Raw genomic sequence first — 23,773 nt, 5'->3', positions numbered from 1 at the left:
TGAACATGGGCAAGAACGTCGTGGTGCTCGACTACGGCTCGGGCAACCTCCGCTCGGCGCAGCGCGCCCTGGAGCGGACCGGGGCGAACGTCACCGTCACCTCCGACTACCAGACCGCGATGGACGCCGACGGCCTGCTTGTGCCCGGCGTCGGCGCCTTCGAGGCCTGCATGCGCGGCCTGAGGTCGGTCCGCGGGGACTGGATCATCGGGCGCCGGCTGGCCGGCGGCCGGCCGGTCATGGGCATCTGCGTCGGCATGCAGATCCTCTTCGAGAGGGGCGTCGAGCACGGCGTGGAGACCGCCGGCTGCGACGAGTGGCCGGGCACGGTGGAGCCCCTGGAGGCGCCGGTCGTGCCGCACATGGGCTGGAACACCGTGGACGCCCCCGAGGACAGCCGGATGTTCGCCGGCCTGGACGCGGACACCCGCTTCTACTTCGTCCACTCCTACGGGGTGCGCAGCTGGGAGCTGGAGGCGCACAGCGCGCGGATCAACCCGCCGCTGGTCACCTGGGCCACTCACGGGCAGCCGTTCGTCGCGGCCGTCGAGAACGGCCCGCTGTGGGCCACCCAGTTCCACCCCGAGAAGTCCGGCGACGCCGGCGCCGCCCTGCTGACCAACTGGGTCAGCACTCTCTGACGACCCCTGACGACGGAAGTTGTGACACCATGAGCCGCCTCGAACTGCTGCCCGCCGTCGACGTCCGGGACGGCCAGGCCGTGCGCCTGGTCAAGGGCGCCTCCGGCACCGAGACCTCCTTCGGCGAGCCGCTCGCCGCCGCCCTCGCCTGGCAGAAGGCCGGCGCCGAGTGGCTGCACCTGGTCGACCTCGACGCCGCCTTCGGCACCGGCTCCAACCGGGACCTGGTGCGCGAGGTCACCGGCACCCTGGACATCAAGGTCGAGCTGTCCGGCGGCATCCGCGACGACGCCTCGCTGGCCGCCGCCCTGGCCACCGGCTGCACCCGGGTCAACCTCGGCACCGCCGCCCTGGAGAGCCCCGAGTGGGTCGCCAAGGTCATCGCCGAGCACGGGGACAGGATCGCCGTCGGTCTGGACGTGGTCGGCACCACCCTGCGCGGCCGCGGCTGGACCAGCGACGGCGGCCAGCTCTTCGACGTGCTGGCCCGCCTGGACGCCGAGGGCTGCGCCCGCTACGTGGTCACCGACGTCAACCGGGACGGCACCCTGACCGGCCCCAACCTGCAGCTGCTGCGCGACGTGTGCGCCGCCACCGACAAGCCGGTGGTCGCCTCCGGCGGCGTCTCCTCGCTGGACGACCTGCGGGCGATCGCCGGTCTGGTCGGCGAGGGAGTCGAGGGCGCGATCGTCGGCAAGGCACTCTACGAGCAGAAGTTCACCCTCGGAGAGGCGCTGGAGGCGGTTTCGGGATGACGGAACGTCGGATCGTACGCGGCCGGGTCGGCGGGTTCTCCGTCTGGGAGGACGTCCTCGGCGCGTCGCAGGCGGTCGCCGCCGGGGACCACGTCCACGTCGCCGGGGCCAGGCCCCTGGTGGAGGGCGTGCTGCACGGCGAGGGCGACCCCTACGAGCAGGCGGGGGCCGCCTTCCGCAACGGGCTGGAGGCCCTGGCCGCGTACGGTCTGACGGCGGACGACGTGGTCCGCACCCGGATGTACCTCACCCACTCCCGTGACATCGACGCGGCGGGCCGTGCCCACCAGGAGGCCTTCGGCGCGGTGCGCCCGGCGGCCGCCGTCGTGGTGGTGCAGAGCCTGGTCGACTCGCGGATGCTCGTCGAGGTCGAACTCGACGCCCACCGCGCCGGACTCGCCGCGACCCTCGAAGCTCTGGAAGGCAATCAGCCGTGACCCTCGCCGTACGTGTCATTCCCTGCCTGGACGTCGACGCCGGCCGTGTGGTCAAGGGCGTCAACTTCCAGAACCTGCGCGATGCCGGGGACCCGGTCGAGATGGCCAAGCTCTACGACGCCGAGGGCGCCGACGAGCTGACCTTCCTCGACATCACCGCCTCCTCCGGCGACCGCGAGACCACCTACGACGTGGTCCGCCGCACCGCCGAGCAGGTGTTCATCCCGCTCACCGTCGGCGGCGGCATCCGCGCCGTCGAGGACGTCGACAAGCTGCTGCGGGCCGGCGCCGACAAGGTCGGCGTCAACACCGCCGCCATCGCCCGCCCCGAGCTGGTCCGGGAGATCGCCCGGCGGTTCGGCCGCCAGGTGCTGGTGCTCTCGGTGGACGCCCGCCGCTGCCCGGAGGGCACCGAGACCGCCTCCGGCTTCGAGGTCACCACGCACGGCGGCCGCCAGGGCACCGGGCTGGACGCCGTCGAGTGGGCCGGGCGCGCCGCCGAGCTGGGCGCGGGCGAGATCCTGCTCAACTCGATGGACGCCGACGGCACCAAGGACGGCTACGACCTGGAGCTGATCCGGGCCGTCCGCAAGACCGTGTCGGTGCCGGTGATCGCCTCCGGCGGCGCCGGGAAGCTCGCCGACTTCGCCCCGGCGGTGGAGGCGGGCGCGGACGCGGTGCTGGCCGCCAGCGTCTTCCACTTCGGTGACCTGCGGATCGGCGAGGTCAAGGACGCGCTGCGGCAGGCCGGGCACCCGGTCCGCTGAGGTCGTCCGGCCCGTCGGCCAGTGCCAGCAGGCCGGGCAGCGAGAGCACGGTGGTGCTGCGCCGGCCGAGCCGGATCAGGCCCAGGCTGGCCAGTTCGTGCAGGGCGTGGTGGACCCGGCGCTCGCCGGCGCCGGTCAGCGCGGCCAGCTCCGCCTGGGTGAGCCGCGGGCGGACGGTGATGCCGGCGCCGCGCGGGCCGGGGACGCCGTAGCGCCGGGCCAGCTCGGCGAGCTGGCGGGCGAGCCGGCGCTGCACCGGCTCGGAGGCGAGGCCGACCAGCCGTCGGGTGGTGGTCCGGCCGCGGTGCACCAGGCAGCGGCTCAGCGCGATGCCGGCCGGTGCGTGGGCGCCCAGCCAGTGCAGCCAGTCGGGCTGGGAGATCCGGCGCAGGGCGACCGGTCCGGCCGCGGTCACCGTCGCCGAGCGGGGGCGGCCGTCCAGGGCGGCGGCCTCGCCGACCACGTCCCCGTAGGCGCGCACGTCCAGCAGGGCGGTCGCGCCCGCGCCGTCCTCCACGGTGGCCTTGGCGAAGCCGGCCAGCAGGAGCAGGACGAAGCCGCCGAGGTCCCGGTCGAGGATCAGCGTCTCGCCGTGGCCGTGCGCGCGCCGGGTGCCCAGCCGCAGCACGGCCCGCTCGGCGGCGAGCGCGGCGGGCGAGCCGTCGCGGTGCAGCTCGGCCAGCAGGGTGCCCTCGGGCCAGCCCCCGCTCGCTCCGTGCACGGCGTCCACCCCCTGCGCTGCGCTCGTTCGGGAGGCTAACGCAGGGGGTGCGGGCGCGGAAGGGGTCAGGACTCCTTCGGCGGCTCGCCCTTGATCAGGGCGAACGGGGCGCCGAACGGGTCGGCCAGCCAGGCGATCCGGCCGACGTCCGGGACGTTCTCCGGGCCCATCAGCACGGTGGCGCCGGCGCCGGTGGCCCGGGCGAGCACGCCGTCCACGTCGGAGGCGCCGAAGTACGGGGTCCAGCTGGGCGGCTGGGCGTCGCCCATCACCGGGGCGATGCCGCCGAAGGAGGTCTCCCGCAGGTCGCCCTCGGCCGGGGAGATCACCTTGTACGTCATGCCGGGCGCCGGGAAGTCCTCGGAGCGCCAGCCGAAGACCCTCTGGTAGAAGGCGAAGCCCGCGTCCACCGCGCCGGTGTGCAGCTCGACCCAGATCAGCGCGCCGTCCTCGGAGACGACGTCCAGCCCGGCCACCGTGCCGGGCTGCCAGACGGCGAACTGCGCGCCCTGCGGGTCGGTCAGCTGGGCCATCCGCCCGGCGTCCATCACGTCGAAGGCGGGGACCCGGACGGTGCCGCCGGACTGCTCGACGGCCTTGGCGGTGGCCCCGGCGTCGGGCGCGTGGAAGTACGTCGTCCAGGCGGACTGCGCGCCCTCCTCGGTGAGCGGGCCGACGGCCGCGGCCGTCCTGCCGTTCAGCTGGAGGAAGCCGTAGCCGCCGGCCTCCGGGCCGGCGGACCGGAAGGTCCAGCCGAAGACCGTGCCGTAGAAGCCGGCGGTGGCGGCCGGGTCCGGGCTGCCGAGGTCGATCCAGCAGGGGGAGCCGGCGGGGAAGGCGGTGGTGAGCATGGTGGAGCGTCCCTTCGGGGGAGAGGGAGCCGGTGTACGACGGGGACGGGCCCGGGCGGTGGCCCGCCCGGACCGCGCCCCCTGCGAGTCTGCACCCCACCACGGACATCCGCAGCCGGGGCGTTCTACGGAACCGGCAGGACGTGGCGCAGGGCCTCGACGGCTTCCCGGGGACCGTCCACCGTCAGCTCGGCGCGGGCGCCGCGGCCGAAGGCGAAGAGCAGCAGCTCGCCCGGCTCGCCGGTGATCCGCACGGTCGGCAGGCCGGCCGGGCCGACGGTCAGGCTCCGGCCGTCCGGGCGGCTCAGCTCCAGGCGCACCGGGGAGCGGCGCCCCGCCTCCAGCCGGGCGATCAGCGGCAGCCGGCGCCAGAGCGCCTCGGTCCGGCCGGGCGGCACCGGCCGCGGTGCGGGGCCGTCACCGGCCCGGGCGACGTCCTCGGCGTGCACGTAGTACTCGACGGTGTTGGCCGCCTCGTCCGCGCCGGGCAGCGAGAACAGCGAGAGCACCGGCGGGCCGGAGCGGAACAGCCGGACCAGCTCCTCGTAGGGCCGGTCGGCGTACGACTCCTGCACCCGGTGGGTCCAGCCGGCCAACGGGCCGATCCGGATGCCCGCGGCGGCGTCCGGCCGCCGCTCGCGGATCACCAGGTGGGCGGCGAGGTCCCGGGTGGACCACCCGGCGCAGAGGGTGGGCGCGTCCGGCCCGGCGGCGGCCAGCAGTTCGGCCAGGCGGTGGCGTTCGGCGAGCGCGTGGTTCGACATGCGCCCAGCCTAGGCGCCCCGCACTGACGGCGGCTCAGCGCAGCCGGCCGGTGAGCTTGGTGGAGCCGGGCCGGTTGCTCGCCGTCAGGATGCAGGTGTAGTCGCGCCAGCCCTGCTGGTAGAAGGTGAAGTTCGGGCCCACCGGGTAGCCGTAGTACGGCCCGCCGCCGTCCTGCCGGGCCTCGGCGGCGGCCTGCGCCTCCTTGCAGCCCTCCCGCATCGTGTTGGCGATCTGGTAGTCGCCGGTCAGCCCCTCCGGCAGCAGCTGGTCGGCGATCGCCTCGCCGTCGTGCTTGTCCTCGCAGGGACGGGCCTCCGGTTTGGTGACCGTCTTGTTCAGCTGCGGGTGGTCCAGGCAGGTGCCGACGGTGAAGAAGCTGTACGGGACCACCTTGGTCGGCGTGGGGGTCGGCGTCGGCGTGGGCGTCGGCGTCGGAGTCGGGGTGGGGGTCGGCGTGGCCGTGGTGGTGGAGGGCGGCGGCGGCTTGGGCGCCGGGTCGTCCTCGGGCCAGAGCAGCACCGTCGCCACCACCGCGAGCAGGAGCGCCAGCACCGCCGCGACGGCGATCAGCAGGCCCCGGGACGGCCGGGCGTCGGAGGTGCCCCCCGGGCGGGGGAGGTCGTCGTCGCCCGGCGGCTCGGCGGGGCCGGCGGCGCGCTGCTCGGAGGTCATGGGCACGAGAATGGCGCAGAGCGGGGCCCTCCGGCAGGCGGTTTGCACAACTCGTTCGATCGGATGGTCTGCCCGGCCCCCGCCGCACCCGCCCCCGCGTCCGCCCGCCGCGTCCGCCCGCCGCCGCCCACGGGGACGGCCGCGATCCGGACGGCGGCCCGTCCGGGCGGACCGGGCTGACACAATGGGCCCCATGCCCACCTCACCCGCCGCCCCCGGTTCCACCGCACTGGCCCCCGAGATCGCCGCCCGGCTCAAGCGCACCGCGGACGGCCTGCTGCCGGCCGTCGCGCAGCAGTACGACACCGGCGAGGTGCTGATGCTGGGCTGGATGGACGACGAGGCGCTGCACCGCACCCTCACCACCGGCCGCTGCACCTACTGGAGCCGCAGCCGCCGCGAGTACTGGGTGAAGGGCGGCACCTCGGGCCACGTCCAGGCGGTCAAGTCGGTCGCGCTGGACTGCGACGGCGACACCCTGCTGGTGAAGGTCGACCAGACCGGCGCGGCCTGCCACACCGGCGACCGCACCTGCTTCGACGCCGACGTGCTCCCGCTCGGCTGACCGCTCCCTGCTAGCCCCTTCCGCCCCCTTCCGCCCCTCCGTCGTAAGGTGCCGCTCGTCATGGACCTGGAAGCCTTCCGCAAGCTCGCCGTCGACACCCGGGTCATCCCGGTCACCCGCAGGCTCCTCGCGGACGGCCTCACCCCGATCGGCCTCTACCGCAGCCTCGCCGACGAGCGCCCCGGCACCTTCCTGCTGGAGTCCGCCGAGCAGGGCCGCAGCTGGTCGCGCTACTCCTTCGTCGGCGTCCGCAGCGCCGCCACCCTGACCGCCGGACCGGACGGCGGCGCCCGCTGGCTCGGTACCCCGCCGGTCGGCATCCCGACCACCGGCGACCCGCTGGAGGTGCTGCGCGCCGCGCTGCGGGCCCTGCACACCCCGCGCCACGCCGACGACGGCCTGCCCCCGCTCACCGGTGGCCTGGTCGGCTACCTCGGCTACGACGTGGTGCGCCGGCTGGAGAAGCTGCCCGACCTCAACCCGGACGACCTGAAGCTGCCCGAGCTGACCCTGCTGCTCGCCACCGACCTCGCGGTGCTCGACCACGCCGACGGCACCGTGCTGCTGATCGCCAACGCGGTCAACCACAACGACCTGGCCAGTGGCGTGGACGAGGCCTACGCGGACGCCGTCGCCCGGCTCGACGCGATGGAGGCCGACCTGCTCAAGCCGGTCGACCCGGGCCTGGCCACCTTCACCCCGAGCGGCCCCGGCGAGGTCCGCTCGCCGTTCGGCGGGGAGCCGTACCGGGCCGCGGTGGAGGAGATCAAGGAGCGGATCCGGGCCGGCGAGGCCTTCCAGGTGGTGCCCTCGCAGCGCTTCGAGGCGCCCTGCCCGGCCTCCGCGCTGGACGTCTACCGCGTCCTGCGCACCACCAACCCCAGCCCGTACATGTACCTGTTCCGCTTCCCCGGCCCGGACGGCGGCGCCGAGGGCGGCTTCGACGTGGTCGGCTCCAGCCCGGAGGCGCTGGTCAAGGTCACCGACGGCGCGGCGATGCTGCACCCGATCGCCGGCACCCGGCACCGCGGCGCGACCCCGCACGAGGACGCCGAGCTGGCCGCCGAGCTGCTCGCCGACCCCAAGGAGCGGGCCGAGCACCTGATGCTGGTCGACCTCGGGCGCAACGACCTCGGGCGGGTCTGCGAGCCGGGCAGCGTCGAGGTCGTCGACTTCATGCAGATCGAGCGCTACAGCCACGTCATGCACATCGTCTCCACGGTGACCGGCCGGGTCGCCGAGGGGCGGACCGCCTTCGACGTGCTGACCGCGTGCTTCCCGGCCGGCACCCTGTCCGGCGCGCCCAAGCCGCGGGCGATGCGGATCATCGAGGAGCTGGAGCCCACCCGCCGCGGCCTGTACGGCGGCTGCGTCGGCTACCTGGACTTCGCCGGCGACTCCGACACCGCGATCGCCATCCGCACGGCGGTGCTGCGCGACGGCACCGCCTACGTCCAGGCCGGCGCCGGTGTGGTGGCCGACTCCGACCCGCACGGCGAGGACACCGAATGCCGCAACAAGGCCGCCGCCGTCCTGCGCGCGGTCGCCACCGCGAATACGCTGCGTAGGCCGTAGAACGCCGGCCCCCGCGCGGGTCGCGGGGGCCGCCGCAGCGGAAGGGACAGCAGGATGCCGGAGGTGCAGCGGCGGATCGTGACCGCCGCCAGGGAGCAGCTCGTGCGGCAGCCGGGCGGCCACGGCGGCGTCCTCGCCGACGTGCGGCTGGAGGGGCAGCCGGCCGCGCTGGTGCTGCTCGCCCCGGGCGCGGTGCCCGACCCCGCCGGGCACTACCGGGCCGGGGACGCGCTGGTGGTGCTGGACGTGCTTCCGGCGCCCGAACCGGTCGACCGCCACCGCTTCCACGCGGCCGCGGGCGTCCCGCTGTACGTCGTGGTGGATCCGGGGGAGGGCGTCTGCACGGTGCACAGCCGTCCGCTGCGCGGCGCCGGGTACCGGGAGGCGGAGCGGGTGCCCTTCGGGAACGATCTCTTCCTGCCGCTGGGGGAGCGGACGCTGGTGCTGGAGACGGGCGATTTCCCCACCGAGCCGCCCACCCCGGGTGCGGCGGCGGGGTGAGGGCGGGGGACACTGGTGGGGTGAGCGCTGAAGCCCCTACCGACGCCGTGTCCGCCGACCCCGCCGCCGCACCCGCGCCCGCCGCGCGGGCCGGGCGGCGCACGTTCGCGGTGATGCTGCTGCTCACCGTGCTGGGCGCGGTGCTGGTGCTGACCGCCGCCGGCCGGGTCTGGGCGGAGGGGATGGCGGGCACCCTGGAGGTCTCCGTCACCGGCGGGAAGATCTCCGAACTGCCCGCCGGACTGGCGCTGGTGGCGATGGCGGCGGCGGTCGCGGTGTTCGCGGTGCGCGGCGCCGGCCGGCTCGCCGTCGGGGTGCTGACCGTGCTGGCCGGGCTGGGCGCGGCCGCCGCCGCCGCGACGGGCGCCGGGGACACCGCGGCGCTGGACGCCGAGGCGGCCCGCAAGCTCGCGCTGACCGGGTCGGCCGCGACCGGCGTCGGGCACACCGCCTGGCCGTGGGTGGCGCTCGCGGGCGGGCTGCTGCTGGCCCTGGCCGGGCTGCTGACCGTCCTCCACGGGCGCGGCTGGCCGGCGATGGGCAGCCGCTACGAGGCACCGACCGGCAAGGCGCCGGCGAAGCGGCGGGCCGCCGCGCAGAGCCCGGCCGACCTGTGGAAGGCGCTGGACCGGGGCGAGGACCCGACGGCGGGCTGACCGGCCGGGCGGGCGCGTGCCGCACTGTGACGCGATAGACCCGCCACCCCCTTTGGGGGCCCGGTGTGTGGCCCGGCACAATGGGACACGTCAATGGGACACGTCAAGCGTAGGAGCACCATCCGATGGCAGCAGCAGCACACGGCCACACCCCCGCCGCCTGGACCGGCGTGACCATCTCGTTCATCGGCTTCGGCGTCGCGGGTGTCGCGATGATCCTGCCGTCGGTGCTCCTCACCTGGGTGGGCCTGGCGGTCGTCCTGCTCGGCGGCGTGGTCGGCAAGGCCATGTCGATGGCGGGCATGGGCAAGCAGCCCAGCACCATGGTGTACACCCCCGAGGAGCAGGCCGCGCTGGCCGCCGCCGCTGCCTGACCGACCGGTACTTCGCGTGAACGGCGGCCCACGGGCCGCCGTTTCGCTTCTCCCGCGCGGCCGCCGGGACGGGCACAATCATGGGCGTGAACGCCGCCCCCGCCTCCACCGCCTCCGCCCGGCCCTCCGCGCCGCGCCGGCTGGTGCCGCCGCTGTCCGCGGCGGCCGCCGTGGCCCTCCCCGCCGGGTACGTCGCCGCGGTGGACCCGAACGTCCCCGGCCACTACCCCGACTGCCCCTTCCTGGCGGCCACCGGCTGGTGGTGCCCCGGCTGCGGCGGGCTGCGCTGCGTGCACGCGCTGACCCACGGGGACCTCAGCGGGGCGCTGCACGACAACGCGGTGGCGGTGCTGCTGTTCGCCGTGCTGGGGGTGCTCTGGGCCCGCTGGCTCTGGGCGGCGCTGCGCGGCCGGCCCGGCCCCCGGCTGGCGCTCGGGGCGCGCCGCTGGGTGCTGGTGGGGCTGCTCGTCCTCGTCTTCACGGTGGTCCGCAACCTGCCGGTCGGCGCCGGTCTGGCCCCGCCACCGGTCTGATCGTCGGCGTGGCGGGGGTGTGAAGCCGCAGCTCGCGGCGGGTCCGGGGGGTCCGTACGGTGAGACGCGCGCCGGGCGGATGCGCTGTGCGCTCCCCCTTGCCGATACCATCGAAGGGCCGGAGGCCTGGTGGCCGCCGGCTCCTCGCTAGCAGAATCAGGACTAGCAGACATGATGGGGGCGCCCGAGTGAGTGTGCTCGACTCGATCGTCGAAGGGGTCCGCGAGGACCTCGCCGAGCGGCAGGCCCGGGTCTCGCTGGACGAGCTCAAGGAGCTCGCCGCCAAGGCCCCGGACGCCAAGGACGGCGTGGCGGCCCTGCGCGGCGACGGTGTCCGGGTGATCTGCGAGGTCAAGCGCTCCAGCCCGTCCAAGGGCGCGCTGGCCACGATCGCGGACCCGGCGTCGCTGGCGGTCGACTACGCGGCCGGCGGTGCCGCCGCGATCAGTGTGCTGACCGAACAGCGCCGCTTCGGCGGGTCGCTGGCGGACCTGGACGCCGTCCGGGCCGCGGTGGACACCCCGCTGCTCCGCAAGGACTTCATCGTCACCGCCTACCAGCTGTGGGAGGCCCGCGCGCACGGCGCCGACCTCGCGCTGCTGATCGTCGCGGCCCTCGACCAGCCGGCCCTGGTGTCGCTGATCGAGCGGGCCGAGTCGATCGGCCTCACCCCGCTGGTCGAGGTGCACGACGAGGAGGAGATCAAGCGCGCGGTGGACGCCGGCGCGCGGATCATCGGCGTCAACGCCCGCAACCTCAAGACCCTTGAGGTGGACCGCAACACCTTCGGCAACGTCGTCCACGCCATTCCGGACGGCATCGTCAAGGTCGCGGAGTCCGGGGTGCGCGGCCCGCTGGACGTGATCTCCTACGCCAACCTGGGCGCGGACGCGGTGCTGGTCGGCGAAGCGCTGGTCACCGGCAAGGACCCGCGGGCCGCGGTGGCCGACCTGGTCGCCGCCGGTGCCCACCCGGCGATCCGGCACAAGGACTGATCCCGCCGCCATGAAGATCGCCACCCGTCTCGCCCCCGGCTGCCGCCCGCGCGGCTGCCGCGCGCCCGCACGCCGGGTGCTGGGGCGGCGGGTGCGGTACGTCATCGGCTGCGAGCCCGGGCAGGTGCCGGGGCGGCGATGGCGCGCGACGTCCGGCTGACCGCAGCCGACAGACGTCACCGTCAACCGTCGTCATCTTCCCGAGGGACTTCACCATGTCCGAACGGTCCGACAAGGACTACCTGCCCGGCGCCGAGGTGCCGGACGCGCGCGGCTACTTCGGCGCGTACGGCGGCCGCTTCATCCCGGAGGCGCTGGTCGCCGCCGTGGAGCAGGTCGCCGAGGAGTACGAGAAGGCCAAGGCCGACCCGGCCTTCGCCGCCGAGCTCGACGCGCTGCTCAAGGACTACACCGGCCGGCCCAGCCCGCTGACCGACGTGCGGCGGTTCTCCGCCGAGGCGGGCGGCGCCCGCATCCTGCTCAAGCGCGAGGACCTCAACCACACCGGCTCGCACAAGATCAACAACGTGCTCGGCCAGGCGCTGCTCACCAGGCGGATGGGCAAGACCCGGATCATCGCCGAGACCGGCGCCGGGCAGCACGGCGTGGCCACCGCCACCGCCTGCGCCCTGTTCGGCTTCGACTGCACCATCTACATGGGCGAGGTCGACACCCGGCGCCAGGCGCTGAACGTCGCCCGGATGCGGATGCTCGGCGCCGAGGTGGTGGCCGTGAAGTCCGGCAGCCGCACGCTCAAGGACGCCATCAACGAGGCGTTCCGCGACTGGGTCGCCAACGTCGACTCCACCCACTACCTGTTCGGCACCGTGGCCGGCCCGCACCCCTTCCCGATGATGGTCCGCGACTTCCACCGGGTCATCGGCGTCGAGGCGCGCGAGCAGGTGCTGGAGCGCACCGGGCGGCTGCCCGACGCCGTCGTCGCCTGCGTCGGCGGCGGCTCCAACGCGATGGGCATCTTCCACGAGTTCATCCCGGACGCCGGGGTGCGCCTGATCGGCTGCGAGGCGGCCGGCGAGGGCGCCGAGACCCCGCGGCACGCGGCCACCCTCACCAAGGGCGACCCGGGCGTGCTGCACGGCTCGCGCACCTACGTCCTGCAGGACGAGGACGGCCAGACCATCGAGTCGCACTCCATCTCGGCCGGCCTGGACTACCCGGGCGTCGGCCCGGAGCACGCCTGGCTGAAGGACACCGGCCGGGCCGAGTACCGCCCGGTCACCGACGACGCCGCCATGCAGGCGCTGCGGCTGCTGTCCCGCACCGAGGGCATCATCCCGGCCATCGAGAGCGCCCACGCGCTGGCCGGCGCCCTGGAGCTGGGCCGCGAGCTCGGGCCCGAGGCCACCATCCTGGTCTCGCTCTCCGGGCGCGGCGACAAGGACATGCACACCGCCGCCGAGTACTTCGGCCTCTACGACGAGCCGGGCGCCGGCTCCGCCCACGGGGGTAAGTGACCATGGCTTCGAAGCTCAGTGGCATCCTGGCCGCCGCCAAGGCGGAGGGCCGCGCCGCGCTGATCGGCTACCTGCCGGCCGGCTTCCCGTCGGTGGACGGCGGCGTGCGGGCGGTCGACGCGCTGATCGAGGGCGGCTGCGACATCGTCGAGATCGGCCTGCCGCACTCCGACCCGGTGCTGGACGGTCCGACCATCCAGACCGCGGACGACATCGCGCTGCGGGCCGGCGTGCGGATCAAGGACGTGCTGCGCACCGTCCAGGAGGCCGCCGCCGCCCACCCCGCCGCGGCGGTGCTGGTGATGACCTACTGGAACCCGGTGGACCGCTACGGCGTCGCGCGGTTCGCCGCCGACCTGGCCGCGGCCGGCGGGGCGGGCTGCATCCTGCCGGACCTGCCGGTGGAGGAGTCCGAGGAGTGGCGCAAGGCGGCCGGGGAGCACGGTCTGGACACCGTGTTCGTGGTCGCGCCGAGCAGCAAGGACAAGCGGCTGGCCGAGGTCACGGCGGCCGGCAGCGGCTTCGTGTACGCGGCCGCGGTGATGGGCGTGACCGGCAGCCGGGCGCAGGTCGGCGAGCTGGCCGAGGACCTGGTCGCCCGGACCAGGGCCACCACCGAGCTGCCGGTCTGCGTCGGCCTCGGGGTGTCGACCCGTGAGCAGGCCGCCCAGGTGGCCGCCTTCGCGGACGGTGTGATCGTCGGCTCGGCCTTCGTGCAGCGGATCCTGGACGCCGACGGGGACGAGCAGGCCGCGCTGGCGGCGGTGCGCTCGCTGGCCGGCGAGCTGGCGCAGGGCGTCCGCGGGCGGTAGCCCCGCCGCGGCGCGGGAGGTCCGACGGCCCGCCACCCCCTCCCGGGGTGGCGGGCCGTCGTCGTCACCGGGTCCGTCCGGTCAGCCCGTCGACCCGAACGGGTGAACAGTGCGGGGCAGGCGTACCAGCGGTGGTTGACCGGCGTTGACTGGAGGGACGAGTGCACCCAGCACGTGCCCGAGGGCCCAGCGAGCGGAAGGGGTCGGCCGATGCCCGGTCTTCAGCGAGCCGTCCTGCTGCGGGCGGCCGCGGCCGCGCTGGCGCTCGGCGCGGCGCTCGGGGCGCAGGGCGCGGTCGTCCCGGCGCTGGCCAAGCGGGGGGTGGAGCGGGCGGAGCGGGACGCGTACGTGTGCGCGGAGGCGGTCCGGATGGAGGCGGTGGCGCGGGCCACCCGCTCGGGCGCGGCGGGCCGGGCGGAGCTCGCGGGGCCCGCTGGGGGCGACGCCGACCGCCGTGACCTCGACCGTCACGACCTGGGATGGCCGCCCGGCTGCGATCCGGCCACTCGTTAGGGTGAAAACGCCTCGGGTCGGATTAACTTTCACTCTTTCGGAGTGACTCCGGAAACCGGAGAAACCCGGCGCTCCCGGGAGCGGTTCATAGGGGCGTGACGGTGTTTCCCGAGGGGGTTGTCCGGACGGCCGGGCCGGCGACCGAGTGGATCGGCACGGCCGCCCGGCTGGCTCTGGCCGTGGTCTGGGCCTGGGCCGGGCTGGCGAAGATCGCCGACCCGGCGGAGGCCGCCCAGGCGGTGCGCGCCTACGAGATCCTGCCCGAGTCCCTGGTCAAACCGGTGGGCCACGGCCTGCCCTTCCTGGAACTGGCGCTCGCCCTGCTGCTGGTGACCGGCCTGGGCGTGCGCCTGGTCGCGGGCGTCTCGGCGGTGCTGCTGCTCGCCTTCGTCGGCGGGATCGCCTCCGCCTGGGCGCGCGGCATCTCGATCGACTGCGGGTGCTTCGGCGGCGGCGGGGCGGTCGACGCCTCGCAGACCGAGTACCTGCAGGAGATCCTGCGCGACACCGGGTTCCTGCTGCTGGCCGGCTGGCTGCTCTGGCGGCCCCGCACGAAGTTCTCGGTGGACGGCCTGCTGGCGAGCTGAGCGCACCCCGCCGCCTCGTCCCGACCCACCGCACCCCCACCCCCGAACCTGGAATTCCAAGGCTGATGAGCGAGAAGAACCGAGAAGGCAAGCGCACCGCCCGTGAGCGGATGCTGGCGGAACGGGCTGACGAGGAGGCCCGCGGCCGGCGGAACAAGAAGCTGATCGTCGGCGGCGTGGCGCTCGCGGTGATCGCCGCCGCCGTGGTCACCGGCGTGGTGGTGCAGGACCAGCGGTCCACGCCGGAGACCCCCTCCGCCGCCCCGGCCGGCACGATCGGGGACAAGAACCTGATCGTCCCGGTGGGTTCGGACAACGCGCCGTCCGTCCTCACCGTCTACGAGGACCCGCGCTGCCCCGCCTGCGGCATCTTCGAGCGGGAGTTCTCGCCCACCATCAGCCAGCTGGAGGACGCGGGCAAGATCTCCACCAACTACCACATCGTCTCGTTCATCGACCGGGCGGTGCCGGGCAAGGGCTCCAAGTACGCCGCCAACGCGCTGGGCTGCGCCCAGGACGCCGGGCGCTTCCGCGACTACCACGACGTGCTCTACCGCAACCAGCCGGACGAGACCAACGACGCCTTCGGGAACAAGGCGGTGCTGATCAACCTCGCCAGGCAGGTCGACGGGCTGGTCACCCCGGCCTTCGAGGACTGCGTCAACGACCTGAAGTTCGCCGACTGGGTGTCGGCGGTGCAGCAGGACTTCGACAAGTCCGGCTTCAAGTCCACGCCGACGGTGCTGCTCAACGGGCAGCCGATCTACCCGAAGTACAACAACGAGGAGATCACCCCGGCCAACCTGGTGAAGTGGGTGGACGCCGCCAACCAGGGCAAGCCGCTGGGCACTCCGGGCAGCCACGGGCAGTCGCCGGCGCCCACCAGCACCGCCTCGGAGAGCAACAACCCCTCGCCCAGCGCCGGCTGAGCGGGCGCGTACGCTGCGGGGTGGCCGCCGCCCCTCCCCGTCCGGAGGGAGCGGCGCCGTGTCGTGCCCCGGCCCGCGCGCCGATCTGTGCCCGACTGTGACCCGCCGGGGTGTCCTGGACGGGCCGCCGACCCTGTAGCGTCGGAGCTGCCATGGATATCGCCTACATTCCCAGCCCGTCGCGGGGGGTCCTGAACCTCGGACCGATCCCGCTGCGCGCCTACGCCTTCTGCATCATCCTCGGTGTCGTCGTGGCCGTCTGGCTCGGCAGCAAGCGCTGGGTCGCCCGGGGCGGTGGCCGACACACCGTCGGTGACATCGCCGTCTGGGCCGTGCCGTTCGGCCTGGTCGGCGGCCGGCTGTACCACGTGATCACCGACCACCAGCTGTACTTCGGCGAGGGGAAGAACCCCTGGAACGCCTTCAAGATCTGGGAGGGCGGCCTCGGCATCTGGGGCGCGATCGCGCTGGGCGCGGTCGGCGCCTGGATCGGCGCCCGCCGGCGCGGTGTCCCGCTGCCCGCCTACGCGGACGCGATCGCCCCCGGCATCGTGCTCGCCCAGGCGATCGGCCGCTGGGGCAACTGGTTCAACCAGGAGCTGTACGGGCGGGAGACCACCCTGCCGTGGGGCCTGGAGATCACCAGGACGCTGCCCGGCGGTGAGGTGGTCACCACGATCCACCACCCGACCTTCCTCTACGAGTCGCTCTGGTGCGTGGGCGTCGCGGCGCTGGTGATCTGGGCGGACAAGCGGTTCACCCTGGGCCACGGCCGGGCCTTCGCGCTGTACGTGGCCGGGTACACCGCCGGCCGGTTCTGGACCGAGTGGCTGCGGGTGGACGAGGCGCACCACATCCTGGGCCTGCGGCTGAACGACTGGGTGGCGATCTTCGTCTTCCTCGCCGCCGTGGCGTACCTCGTGATCGTCGGCAGGACGCGGCCCGGCCGGGAGGACCCGGCGACCATCGATCCGGCGGCGAACGCGGAGGCCGAGCGGGCCGCCGGGGCGCCGGCCGACAGGACGGGCGACGGGCCGGCCGACAAGACGGCCGACAAGGCGGGCGGCAAGGCGGCCGACGAGCCCGGCGACCTGCCGACGGCGGGGCCGGAGGGGAAGTCCGGCGGCAAGCCCGCGGACGGCCTCGCCGAGAAGCTCGACAAGCTGGAGAAGGGCGCCAGGCACCCGGCCTGACCTGCGCCGACCCCGGTCCCCGGCCGCCCCCCGCACCCCGTGCGGAGGGCGGCCGCCGCCATGTTCGGACAGCCTTACTTTGCTGGAAATGCCCAGCTCAAGGGGGCTACGGTCGATCAGTAAGACGATCGGACCAACGGGATGGAGGGGGATCGGCCGTGACTGCGACCGCCCTGGAACACGAGAGCGGGCACCAGCCCCGGATACCCGCGGCCGGGCACCACCGGGACGTCAACGGCGGCTGGCTGCGGCCGGCGGTGTTCGGGGCGATGGACGGCCTGGTCTCCAACTTCGCGCTGATGACCGGTGTCGTCGGCGGCGCGGTCTCCACCAGCACCGTGGTGCTCACCGGCCTGGCCGGCCTGGCGGCCGGCGCCTGTTCCATGGCGGCGGGCGAGTACACCTCGGTGGCCTCCCAGCGGGAGCTGGTGCAGGCCGAGATCGAGGCGGAGCGGCTGGAGCTGCGCCGCAACCCGCACGGCGAGCTGGCCGAGCTGGCCCAGCTGTACGTCGAGCGGGGGGTGGACCCCGCACTGGCCCACGAGGTGGCCCGGCAGCTGTCCGCCGACCCCGAGCAGACCCTGGAGATCCACGCCCGGGAGGAGCTGGGCGTCGACCCCAACGACCTGCCCTCACCGTGGGTGGCGGCCGGATCCTCGTTCGTCTGCTTCGCGGTGGGCGCGCTGCTGCCGCTGCTGCCGTACCTGCTGGGCGCGACCTCGCTGCTGCCGGCGCTGCTGCTCTCGGCGGCCGGACTGTTCGCCTGCGGCGCGGTGGTGGCCCGGGTGACGGCGCGCAGCTGGTGGTTCAGCGGTCTGCGGCAGCTGGCGCTGGGCGGGGTGGCGGCCGGGGTGACCTACCTGCTGGGCGCGCTGATCGGCGGGCAGGTCGGCTGACGGGTCGGCTGACGGGACGGCGGGCGGGTCGGTGGCCGGGCCCGGCGGGCGGGCCGATCGGGCACTGTGCAGTTGCATGGATATGCGGCCGAGCGGGTGAGCTTGCACACATGCCGGCCCGGCCGCGCCTGGCCTTGTCTCGCGATGTGGGCTCAATGGCCGAGGAATCGCATCCGCGGATCGATTTCCGAGATGGAATCACAGGCGGCTTTGATCGACTTCTGTGATCGCGGGATTTCGCCCCTGTTTCGGCCCGCGCGCCGCCGGGCACAATCGTCGGGACGTGCGCTGTGGCGCGTCCCCTCACCACCCGCGTGACCTGCGGATCCGTCCGCGATGTGGACGCAATTTTCCGCTTCCCGGGATCCCCGGCATCATGTAACGTGCGTGCCTCAATCGCATCAGGGCCAACGTCGTCCCTACTGCACCAGTTTCGAAAGACGACGACGGGAGAGCCGATGCTGTCTGCATCCATGCACTCCGCCAACGAGCCCCAGGCCGGCGCCGCCCGCCCGCCGTACGCGCTCGTTCCGGATGCGCGACCTGCTGCTCAGGGCCTGTACGACCCGCGAAACGAGCACGACGCCTGTGGCGTCGGATTCGTCGCCACGCTGACCGGCATCGCCGACCACACCGTCGTCGAGCAGGCGCTGACCGTCCTGCGCAACCTGGAGCACCGCGGCGCCACCGGCGCCGAGCCGGACTCCGGTGACGGCGCGGGCATCCTCACCCAGATCCCGGACGCCTTCCTGCGCGCCAAGGCCGGCTTCGACCTCCCGGCGGCCGGCGACTACGCCGTCGGCATCGCCTTCCTGCCGGACGCCGACGACGAGGACGCCGCCGCCGTCGCCCGGATCGAGGCGATCGCGGACGAGGAGGGCCTGACCGTCCTCGGCTGGCGCGACGTCCCGGTCACCCCCGACCTGCTGGGCGCCACCGCCCGCGGCGTCATGCCGCGCTTCCGCCAGCTCTTCCTGGCCGGCGAGGGCAAGGCCGGCATCGAGCTGGACCGGATCGCCTTCGTGGTCCGCAAGCGCTCCGAGCGCGAGGCCGGGGTCTACTTCCCCTCGCTGTCCGCGCGCACCATCGTCTACAAGGGCATGCTGACCACCGGCCAGCTGGAGCCCTTCTTCCCCGACCTGTCGGACCGGCTCTACGCCTCCGCGCTCGGCCTGGTGCACTCGCGGTTCTCCACCAACACCTTCCCGAGCTGGCCGCTCGCCCACCCGTACCGGTTCGTCGCGCACAACGGCGAGATCAACACGGTCAAGGGCAACCGGAACTGGATGACCGCCCGGGAGTCCCAGCTCGCCACCGACCTCATCCCCGCCAACAGGAACGGGCAGGGTCTGAGCCGGATCTTCCCGGTCTGCACCCCGGACCACTCCGACTCGGCCTCCTTCGACGAGGTCCTGGAGCTGCTCCACCTCGGCGGCCGCTCGCTGCCGCACGCCGTGCTGATGATGATCCCGGAGGCGTGGGAGAACCACGCGACCATGGACCCGGCCCGCCGCGCGTTCTACCGGTACCACTCCAACCTGATGGAGCCCTGGGACGGCCCGGCCTGCGTCACCTTCACCGACGGCAACCAGATCGGCGCCGTGCTGGACCGCAACGGCCTGCGCCCCGCCCGCTACTGGGTCACCGAGGACGGCCTGGTCGTCCTCTCCTCCGAGGTCGGCGTGCTCGACATCGAGCAGACCCGGGTGGTCAAGAAGGGCCGGCTGCGGCCCGGCCGGATGTTCCTGGTCGACACCTCCGAGCACCGCATCGTCGAGGACGAGGAGATCAAGTCGGCGCTGGCCGCCGAGCACCCCTACGAGGAGTGGGTCGAGGCCGGGCAGATCCAGCTCGCCAAGCTCCCCGAGCGCGAGCACATCGCGCACACCCACGCCTCGGTCACCCGCCGCCAGCAGACCTTCGGCTACACCGAGGAGGAGCTGCGGGTCATCCTGGCGCCGATGGCCAGGACCGGCGCCGAGGCGCTCGGCTCGATGGGCACCGACTCGCCGATCGCCGCGCTGAGCGAGAAGCCGCGCCTGCTGTTCGACTACTTCGTGCAGCTCTTCGCGCAGGTCACCAACCCGCCGCTGGACGCCATCCGCGAGGAGCTGGTCACCTCGCTGCTGTCCAACCTCGGCCCCGAGGGCAACCTGCTGGCCGCCGAGGCCGCGGCCTGCCGCTCCGTCGGCATCACCTTCCCGGTGATCGACAACGACGAGCTGGCCAAGCTGGTGCACATCAACGCGGACGGCGACCAGCCCGGCCTCAAGGCCGTCACGCTGTCCGGCCTGTACCGGGTCGCCGGCGGCGGTGAGGCACTGGCCGCCCGGCTCGCCGCGATCGCCGCCGAGGCCGACGCGGCGATCGCCGACGGCGCCCGGATCATCGTGCTCTCCGACCGGCACTCGGACGCCGAGCACGCCCCGATCCCCTCGCTGCTGCTCACCTCGGCGGTCCACCACCACCTCATCCGCACCAAGCAGCGCACCCGGGTGTCGCTCCTGGTCGAGGCGGGCGACGTCCGCGAGGTGCACCACGTCGCGCTGCTGATCGGCTACGGCGCCGGCGCGGTCAACCCGTACCTGGCCATGGAGTCGGTCGAGGACCTGGTCGGGCAGGGCACCTTCCTGACCGGGATCGAGCCCGAGAAGGCGATCAAGAACCTGATCAAGGCGCTCGGCAAGGGCGTGCTCAAGGTGATGTCCAAGATGGGCATCTCCACCGTCGCCTCCTACCGCGGCGCGCAGGTCTTCGAGGCGATCGGCCTCTCCCACGAGCTGGTGGAGGCCTACTTCGCCGGCACCACCACCAAGCTCGGCGGCATCGGCCTGGACGAGATCGCCCGCGAGACGGCGGCCCGGCACGCCAAGGCGTACCCGGCCTCCGGCATCCCGGCCGCGCACCGCGCGCTGGAGATCGGCGGCGAGTACCAGTGGCGCCGCGAGGGCGAGCCGCACCTGTTCGACCCGGACACCGTCTTCCGGCTGCAGCACTCCACCCGCAACCGCCGGTACGACATCTTCAAGCAGTACACGGACCGGGTGAACGAGCAGTCCGAGCGGCTGATGACGCTGCGCGGCCTGTTCAAGCTCGACGCGCTCGGCCGCACCCCGGTGCCGGTCGAGGAGGTCGAGCCGGTCTCCGAGATCGTCAGGCGCTTCTCCACCGGCGCCATGTCCTACGGCTCGATCTCCCGCGAGGCGCACGAGACCCTGGCCGTCGCGATGAACCGCCTCGGCGGCAAGTCCAACACCGGCGAGGGCGGCGAGGACCCGGACCGCCTCTACGACCCGGAGCGCCGCTCGGCGATCAAGCAGGTCGCCTCCGGCCGGTTCGGCGTCACCTCCGAGTACCTGGTCAACGCCGACGACATCCAGATCAAGATGGCCCAGGGCGCCAAGCCCGGCGAGGGCGGCCAGCTGCCCGGCCACAAGGTGTACCCGTGGGTCGCCAAGACCCGGCACTCCACCCCGGGTGTCGGCCTGATCTCGCCGCCGCCGCACCACGACATCTACTCGATCGAGGACCTGGCGCAGCTGATCCACGACCTCAAGAACGCCAACCCCGAGGCCCGCATCCACGTGAAGCTGGTCTCCGAGGTCGGCGTCGGCACGGTCGCGGCCGGCGTCTCCAAGGCGCACGCGGACGTGGTGCTGGTCTCCGGCCACGACGGCGGCACCGGCGCCTCGCCGCTCACCTCGCTCAAGCACGCGGGCGGCCCCTGGGAGCTCGGGCTCGCCGAGACCCAGCAGACCCTGCTGCTCAACGGCCTGCGCGACCGGATCGTGGTGCAGACCGACGGCCAGCTGAAGACCGGCCGCGACGTCGTGATCGCCGCCCTGCTGGGCGCCGAGGAGTTCGGCTTCGCCACCGCCCCGCTGGTGGTCTCCGGCTGCATCATGATGCGGGTCTGCCACCTGGACACCTGCCCGGTCGGCGTCGCCACCCAGAACCCGGTGCTGCGCGAGCGCTTCTCCGGCAAGCCGGAGTTCGTGGTCAACTTCTTCGAGTTCATCGCCGAGGAGGTCCGCGAGATCCTGGCCTCGCTGGGCTTCCGCTCGATCGAGGAGGCCGTCGGCCACGCCGAGCACATCGACGCCGAGGCCGCCGTCGACCACTGGAAGGCCGCCGGGCTCGACCTGGCCCCGCTGTTCCACGTGCCCGAGCTGCCCGAGGGCGCGGCCCTGCACCGCACCACCACGCAGGACCACGCGCTGGACAAGGCCCTGGACAACCAGCTGATCGACCTGGCCCAGGACGCCCTGGAGAACGGCGACGCCGTCCGCATCCAGCTGCCGATCCGCAACGTCAACCGGACCGTCGGCACCATGCTCGGCCACCACGTGACCAAGCGGTACCGCGGCGAGGGCCTGCCGGAGGGGACCATCGACGTCACCTTCACCGGCTCGGCCGGCCAGTCCTTCGGCGCCTTCGTGCCGCGCGGCATCACGCTGCGCCTGGAGGGCGACGCCAACGACTACGTCGGCAAGGGCCTGTCCGGCGGCGTCATCGTCGTCCGCCCGGCCCGCGACGCGGCGGCGATCGGCGCCGACGCGCAGAACCACGTCATCGCCGGCAACACCATCGGCTACGGTGCCACCGGCGGCCGGATCCACCTGCGCGGCAAGGCCGGCGAGCGGTTCGCGGTCCGCAACTCGGGCGCCACCCTGGTCGTCGAGGGCGTGGGCGACCACGGTCTGGAGTACATGACCGGCGGGCGGGTCGTCGTCCTCGGCGAGACCGGGCGCAACCTGGCGGCCGGCATGTCCGGCGGCATCGCCTACGTGCTGGACCTGCGCCCGGCGAACGTCAACAGCGGCATGGTGGGCATCGAGGCCCCCGGCGCCGAGGACCGCGACTGGCTGCGCGAGACCGTGCAGCAGCACTACGAGGAGACCGGCTCCACCGTCGCGGCCGAGCTCCTGGCGGACTGGGGCAGCGGGGTCTCCCGCTTCTCGAAGATCATGCCGACCGACTACAAGGCCGTGCTCGCCGCCAAGGACGCCGCCGAGCGCGATGGCCTCTCCGAGGCCGAGACCACTCGCAAGATGATGGAGGCGGCACATGGCTGACCCCAAGGGCTTCCTGACCACGCCCAAGCAGCTGGCCGAGCGGCGTCCGGTGGACGTGCGCCTGCGCGACTGGAACGAGGTCTACGCCGAGCGCAGCCTGCTGCCGATCATCACCAAGCAGGCCGGCCGCTGCATGGACTGCGGCATCCCGTTCTGCCACAACGGCTGCCCGCTCGGGAACCTCATCCCGGAGTGGAACGACCTCGCCTACCGGGACGACTGGAACGGCGCGATCGAGCGGCTGCACGCGACCAACAACTTCCCGGAGTTCACCGGGCGGCTGTGCCCGGCGCCCTGCGAGTCGGCCTGTGTGCTCGGCATCAACCAGGACGCGGTGACCATCAAGAACGTCGAGGTCACCATCATCGACAAGGCCTGGGACCGCGGCGGGGTCATCCCGCAGGTGCCGGAGCGGCTGTCCGGCAAGACGGTCGCCGTGATCGGCTCCGGGCCGGCCGGCCTGGCCGCCGCCCAGCAGCTCACCCGGGCCGGGCACACCGTGGTGGTGTACGAGCGGGCCGACCGGATCGGCGGCCTGCTGCGGTACGGCATCCCCGAGTTCAAGATGGAGAAGCGCCACATCAACCGCCGCATCGAGCAGATGCGGGCGGAGGGCACCCGGTTCCGCACCGGCGTGCACGTCGGCGAGGACATCACCGGGCAGCAGCTGCGCGAGCGCTTCGACGCGGTGGTCGTCGCGGCCGGTGCCACCACCGCCCGCGACCTGCCGGTGCCCGGGCGCGAGCTCAAGGGCGTCCACCAGGCCATGGAGTACCTGCCGCTGGCCAACAAGGTGCAGGAGGGCGACTTCGTGGAGTCGCCGATCAGCGCCAAGGGCAAGCACGTCGTGGTGATCGGCGGCGGCGACACCGGCGCGGACTGCGTCGGCACCGCGCACCGGCAGGGGGCGGCCTCCGTCACCCAGCTGGAGATCATGCCGCGGCCCGGCGAGGACCGGCCGGCCCACCAGCCGTGGCCGACCATGCCGATGACCTACAAGGTCACCTCGGCCCACGAGGAGGGCGGCGAGCGGATCTACTCCGTCTCCACCACCCACTTCAGCGGCGACGAGGACGGCAACGTCCAGCAGCTGCACCTGGTCGAAGTGGAATTCAGGGACGGGAAGTTCGAGCAGGTGCCGGGCAGCGAGCGGGCCATCCCGGCGCAGCTGGTCACCCTGGCGATGGGCTTCACCGGGACGGACGTGAAGAACGGCCTGGTGGAGCAGCTGGGCGCGGACCTCGACGCACGCGGTAATGTGGCCCGCGACGGCCGCTTCGCCACCAACGTCGATGGCGTCTACGTCTGCGGTGACGCCGGACGGGGCCAGTCCCTGATCGTCTGGGCCATCGCGGAGGGCCGCTCGGCCGCCGCGGCGGTCGACAAGTACCTGGGCGGCAAGACCCCGCTGCCCGCTCCGATCCGGCCGACGGACCGCCCCCTGGTGGTCTGATCCGGTCCAGGTGGCCCGGCGCCGCATCGCCG

General features: G+C 73.8%; 25 protein-coding genes. 21 read left to right on the top strand and 4 right to left on the bottom strand.

Annotated elements, in window-relative coordinates:
• Positions 1 to 5: 5 nt before the first annotated feature.
• The 4 genes from hisH to hisF are packed head-to-tail and all read left to right on the top strand — an operon-like array spanning position 6 to position 2,600.
• Entirely contained in the window at positions 6 to 641 is a 636-nt protein-coding gene (gene hisH, locus ABT093_RS13425) for an imidazole glycerol phosphate synthase subunit HisH (RefSeq protein WP_350563662.1), read from the top strand.
• 29 nt (positions 642 to 670) lie between these two features.
• Positions 671 to 1,396, top strand: a complete 726-nt coding sequence (priA, locus tag ABT093_RS13420; RefSeq protein WP_350563660.1) for a bifunctional 1-(5-phosphoribosyl)-5-((5-phosphoribosylamino)methylideneamino)imidazole-4-carboxamide isomerase/phosphoribosylanthranilate isomerase PriA — start codon at positions 671 to 673, stop codon at positions 1,394 to 1,396.
• A complete protein-coding gene (locus ABT093_RS13415; protein WP_350563657.1) occupies positions 1,393 to 1,833 on the top strand; it encodes a Rid family hydrolase in 441 nt (146 codons plus the stop codon). Before priA ends, ABT093_RS13415 begins: the two co-directional genes overlap by 4 nt.
• Positions 1,830 to 2,600, top strand: a complete 771-nt coding sequence (hisF, locus tag ABT093_RS13410; RefSeq protein ID WP_350563655.1) for an imidazole glycerol phosphate synthase subunit HisF — start codon at positions 1,830 to 1,832, stop codon at positions 2,598 to 2,600. Before ABT093_RS13415 ends, hisF begins: the two co-directional genes overlap by 4 nt.
• On the opposite strand, the gene ABT093_RS13405 is transcribed toward hisF, so the two are convergent.
• The 4 genes from ABT093_RS13405 to ABT093_RS13390 all read right to left on the bottom strand — a co-directional run bounded on the left by ABT093_RS13405 (position 2,560) and on the right by ABT093_RS13390 (position 5,609).
• A complete protein-coding gene (locus ABT093_RS13405; protein WP_350563653.1) occupies positions 2,560 to 3,321 on the bottom strand; it encodes a Crp/Fnr family transcriptional regulator in 762 nt (253 codons plus the stop codon). The genes hisF and ABT093_RS13405 overlap by 41 nt on opposite strands.
• A gap of 65 nt (positions 3,322 to 3,386) precedes the next feature.
• Complete coding sequence (locus ABT093_RS13400; RefSeq protein WP_350563650.1) at positions 3,387 to 4,172, bottom strand: VOC family protein; 786 nt, start codon at positions 4,170 to 4,172, stop codon at positions 3,387 to 3,389.
• Between the two features lie 125 nt (positions 4,173 to 4,297).
• Positions 4,298 to 4,936, bottom strand: a complete 639-nt coding sequence (locus ABT093_RS13395; protein WP_350563648.1) for a TIGR03085 family metal-binding protein — start codon at positions 4,934 to 4,936, stop codon at positions 4,298 to 4,300.
• Between the two features lie 34 nt (positions 4,937 to 4,970).
• Positions 4,971 to 5,609: a hypothetical protein gene (locus ABT093_RS13390; protein WP_350563646.1), complete on the bottom strand. Its 639-nt coding sequence runs from the start codon at positions 5,607 to 5,609 to the stop codon at positions 4,971 to 4,973.
• 193 nt (positions 5,610 to 5,802) lie between these two features.
• On the opposite strand from ABT093_RS13390, the gene hisI reads away from it, so the two are divergent.
• From hisI to ABT093_RS13305, 17 genes are all read left to right on the top strand, one after another.
• Positions 5,803 to 6,174: a phosphoribosyl-AMP cyclohydrolase gene (hisI, locus tag ABT093_RS13385; protein ID WP_350563644.1), complete on the top strand. Its 372-nt coding sequence runs from the start codon at positions 5,803 to 5,805 to the stop codon at positions 6,172 to 6,174.
• 60 nt (positions 6,175 to 6,234) lie between these two features.
• Positions 6,235 to 7,749 (top strand): anthranilate synthase component I, encoded by a 1,515-nt coding sequence (locus ABT093_RS13380; protein ID WP_350563642.1) that lies wholly within the window; start codon positions 6,235 to 6,237, stop codon positions 7,747 to 7,749.
• Between the two features lie 54 nt (positions 7,750 to 7,803).
• Positions 7,804 to 8,250 carry a PDDEXK family nuclease gene (locus tag ABT093_RS13375; protein WP_350563640.1) on the top strand — a complete coding sequence of 149 codons (447 nt, stop codon included), beginning with the start codon at positions 7,804 to 7,806 and terminating at the stop codon, positions 8,248 to 8,250.
• A 20-nt stretch (positions 8,251 to 8,270) separates the two neighbouring features.
• Complete coding sequence (locus tag ABT093_RS13370) at positions 8,271 to 8,906, top strand: TIGR02234 family membrane protein (protein ID WP_350563638.1); 636 nt, start codon at positions 8,271 to 8,273, stop codon at positions 8,904 to 8,906.
• A gap of 125 nt (positions 8,907 to 9,031) precedes the next feature.
• Positions 9,032 to 9,280, top strand: a complete 249-nt coding sequence (locus ABT093_RS13365; protein ID WP_350563636.1) for an HGxxPAAW family protein — start codon at positions 9,032 to 9,034, stop codon at positions 9,278 to 9,280.
• An 80-nt stretch (positions 9,281 to 9,360) separates the two neighbouring features.
• Positions 9,361 to 9,813, top strand: a complete 453-nt coding sequence (locus tag ABT093_RS13360; protein ID WP_350563634.1) for a DUF2752 domain-containing protein — start codon at positions 9,361 to 9,363, stop codon at positions 9,811 to 9,813.
• A 188-nt stretch (positions 9,814 to 10,001) separates the two neighbouring features.
• The gene (gene trpC / locus ABT093_RS13355) at positions 10,002 to 10,808 is read left to right on the top strand and encodes an indole-3-glycerol phosphate synthase TrpC (RefSeq protein ID WP_350563632.1); all 807 of its coding nucleotides are present in this window, start codon (positions 10,002 to 10,004) and stop codon (positions 10,806 to 10,808) included.
• A gap of 10 nt (positions 10,809 to 10,818) precedes the next feature.
• Entirely contained in the window at positions 10,819 to 10,968 is a 150-nt protein-coding gene (gene trpM, locus ABT093_RS13350) for a tryptophan biosynthesis modulator TrpM (RefSeq protein WP_350543990.1), read from the top strand.
• Between the two features lie 55 nt (positions 10,969 to 11,023).
• Positions 11,024 to 12,283 (top strand): tryptophan synthase subunit beta, encoded by a 1,260-nt coding sequence (gene trpB, locus ABT093_RS13345; protein ID WP_350563630.1) that lies wholly within the window; start codon positions 11,024 to 11,026, stop codon positions 12,281 to 12,283.
• A 2-nt stretch (positions 12,284 to 12,285) separates the two neighbouring features.
• The gene (trpA, locus tag ABT093_RS13340; RefSeq protein ID WP_350563628.1) at positions 12,286 to 13,095 is read left to right on the top strand and encodes a tryptophan synthase subunit alpha; all 810 of its coding nucleotides are present in this window, start codon (positions 12,286 to 12,288) and stop codon (positions 13,093 to 13,095) included.
• A gap of 210 nt (positions 13,096 to 13,305) precedes the next feature.
• Positions 13,306 to 13,608: a hypothetical protein gene (locus tag ABT093_RS13335; RefSeq protein WP_350563626.1), complete on the top strand. Its 303-nt coding sequence runs from the start codon at positions 13,306 to 13,308 to the stop codon at positions 13,606 to 13,608.
• Between the two features lie 95 nt (positions 13,609 to 13,703).
• Positions 13,704 to 14,195 carry a MauE/DoxX family redox-associated membrane protein gene (locus ABT093_RS13330; RefSeq protein WP_350563624.1) on the top strand — a complete coding sequence of 164 codons (492 nt, stop codon included), beginning with the start codon at positions 13,704 to 13,706 and terminating at the stop codon, positions 14,193 to 14,195.
• Between the two features lie 65 nt (positions 14,196 to 14,260).
• A complete protein-coding gene (locus ABT093_RS13325; RefSeq protein WP_350563622.1) occupies positions 14,261 to 15,124 on the top strand; it encodes a DsbA family protein in 864 nt (287 codons plus the stop codon).
• A 152-nt stretch (positions 15,125 to 15,276) separates the two neighbouring features.
• Positions 15,277 to 16,317, top strand: a complete 1,041-nt coding sequence (gene lgt, locus ABT093_RS13320; protein WP_350563620.1) for a prolipoprotein diacylglyceryl transferase — start codon at positions 15,277 to 15,279, stop codon at positions 16,315 to 16,317.
• Positions 16,318 to 16,490: 173 nt separating this feature from the next.
• Positions 16,491 to 17,213: a VIT1/CCC1 transporter family protein gene (locus tag ABT093_RS13315; RefSeq protein ID WP_350563775.1), complete on the top strand. Its 723-nt coding sequence runs from the start codon at positions 16,491 to 16,493 to the stop codon at positions 17,211 to 17,213.
• A 473-nt stretch (positions 17,214 to 17,686) separates the two neighbouring features.
• Positions 17,687 to 22,288, top strand: a complete 4,602-nt coding sequence (gene gltB / locus ABT093_RS13310; RefSeq protein ID WP_350563773.1) for a glutamate synthase large subunit — start codon at positions 17,687 to 17,689, stop codon at positions 22,286 to 22,288.
• Positions 22,281 to 23,741, top strand: coding sequence for a glutamate synthase subunit beta (locus tag ABT093_RS13305; protein WP_350563618.1), 1,461 nt, complete (start codon positions 22,281 to 22,283; stop codon positions 23,739 to 23,741). The genes gltB and ABT093_RS13305 overlap by 8 nt, the downstream gene beginning before the upstream one ends.
• Positions 23,742 to 23,773: the final 32 nt, after the last annotated feature.

This window comes from Kitasatospora sp. NPDC002551 (assembly GCF_040296005.1).
In the GTDB taxonomy this organism is placed as follows: domain Bacteria; phylum Actinomycetota; class Actinomycetes; order Streptomycetales; family Streptomycetaceae; genus Kitasatospora.
The sequence above is the reverse complement of the archived record's forward strand: the minus strand, read 5'-3'. Positions and strand labels throughout refer to the sequence as shown.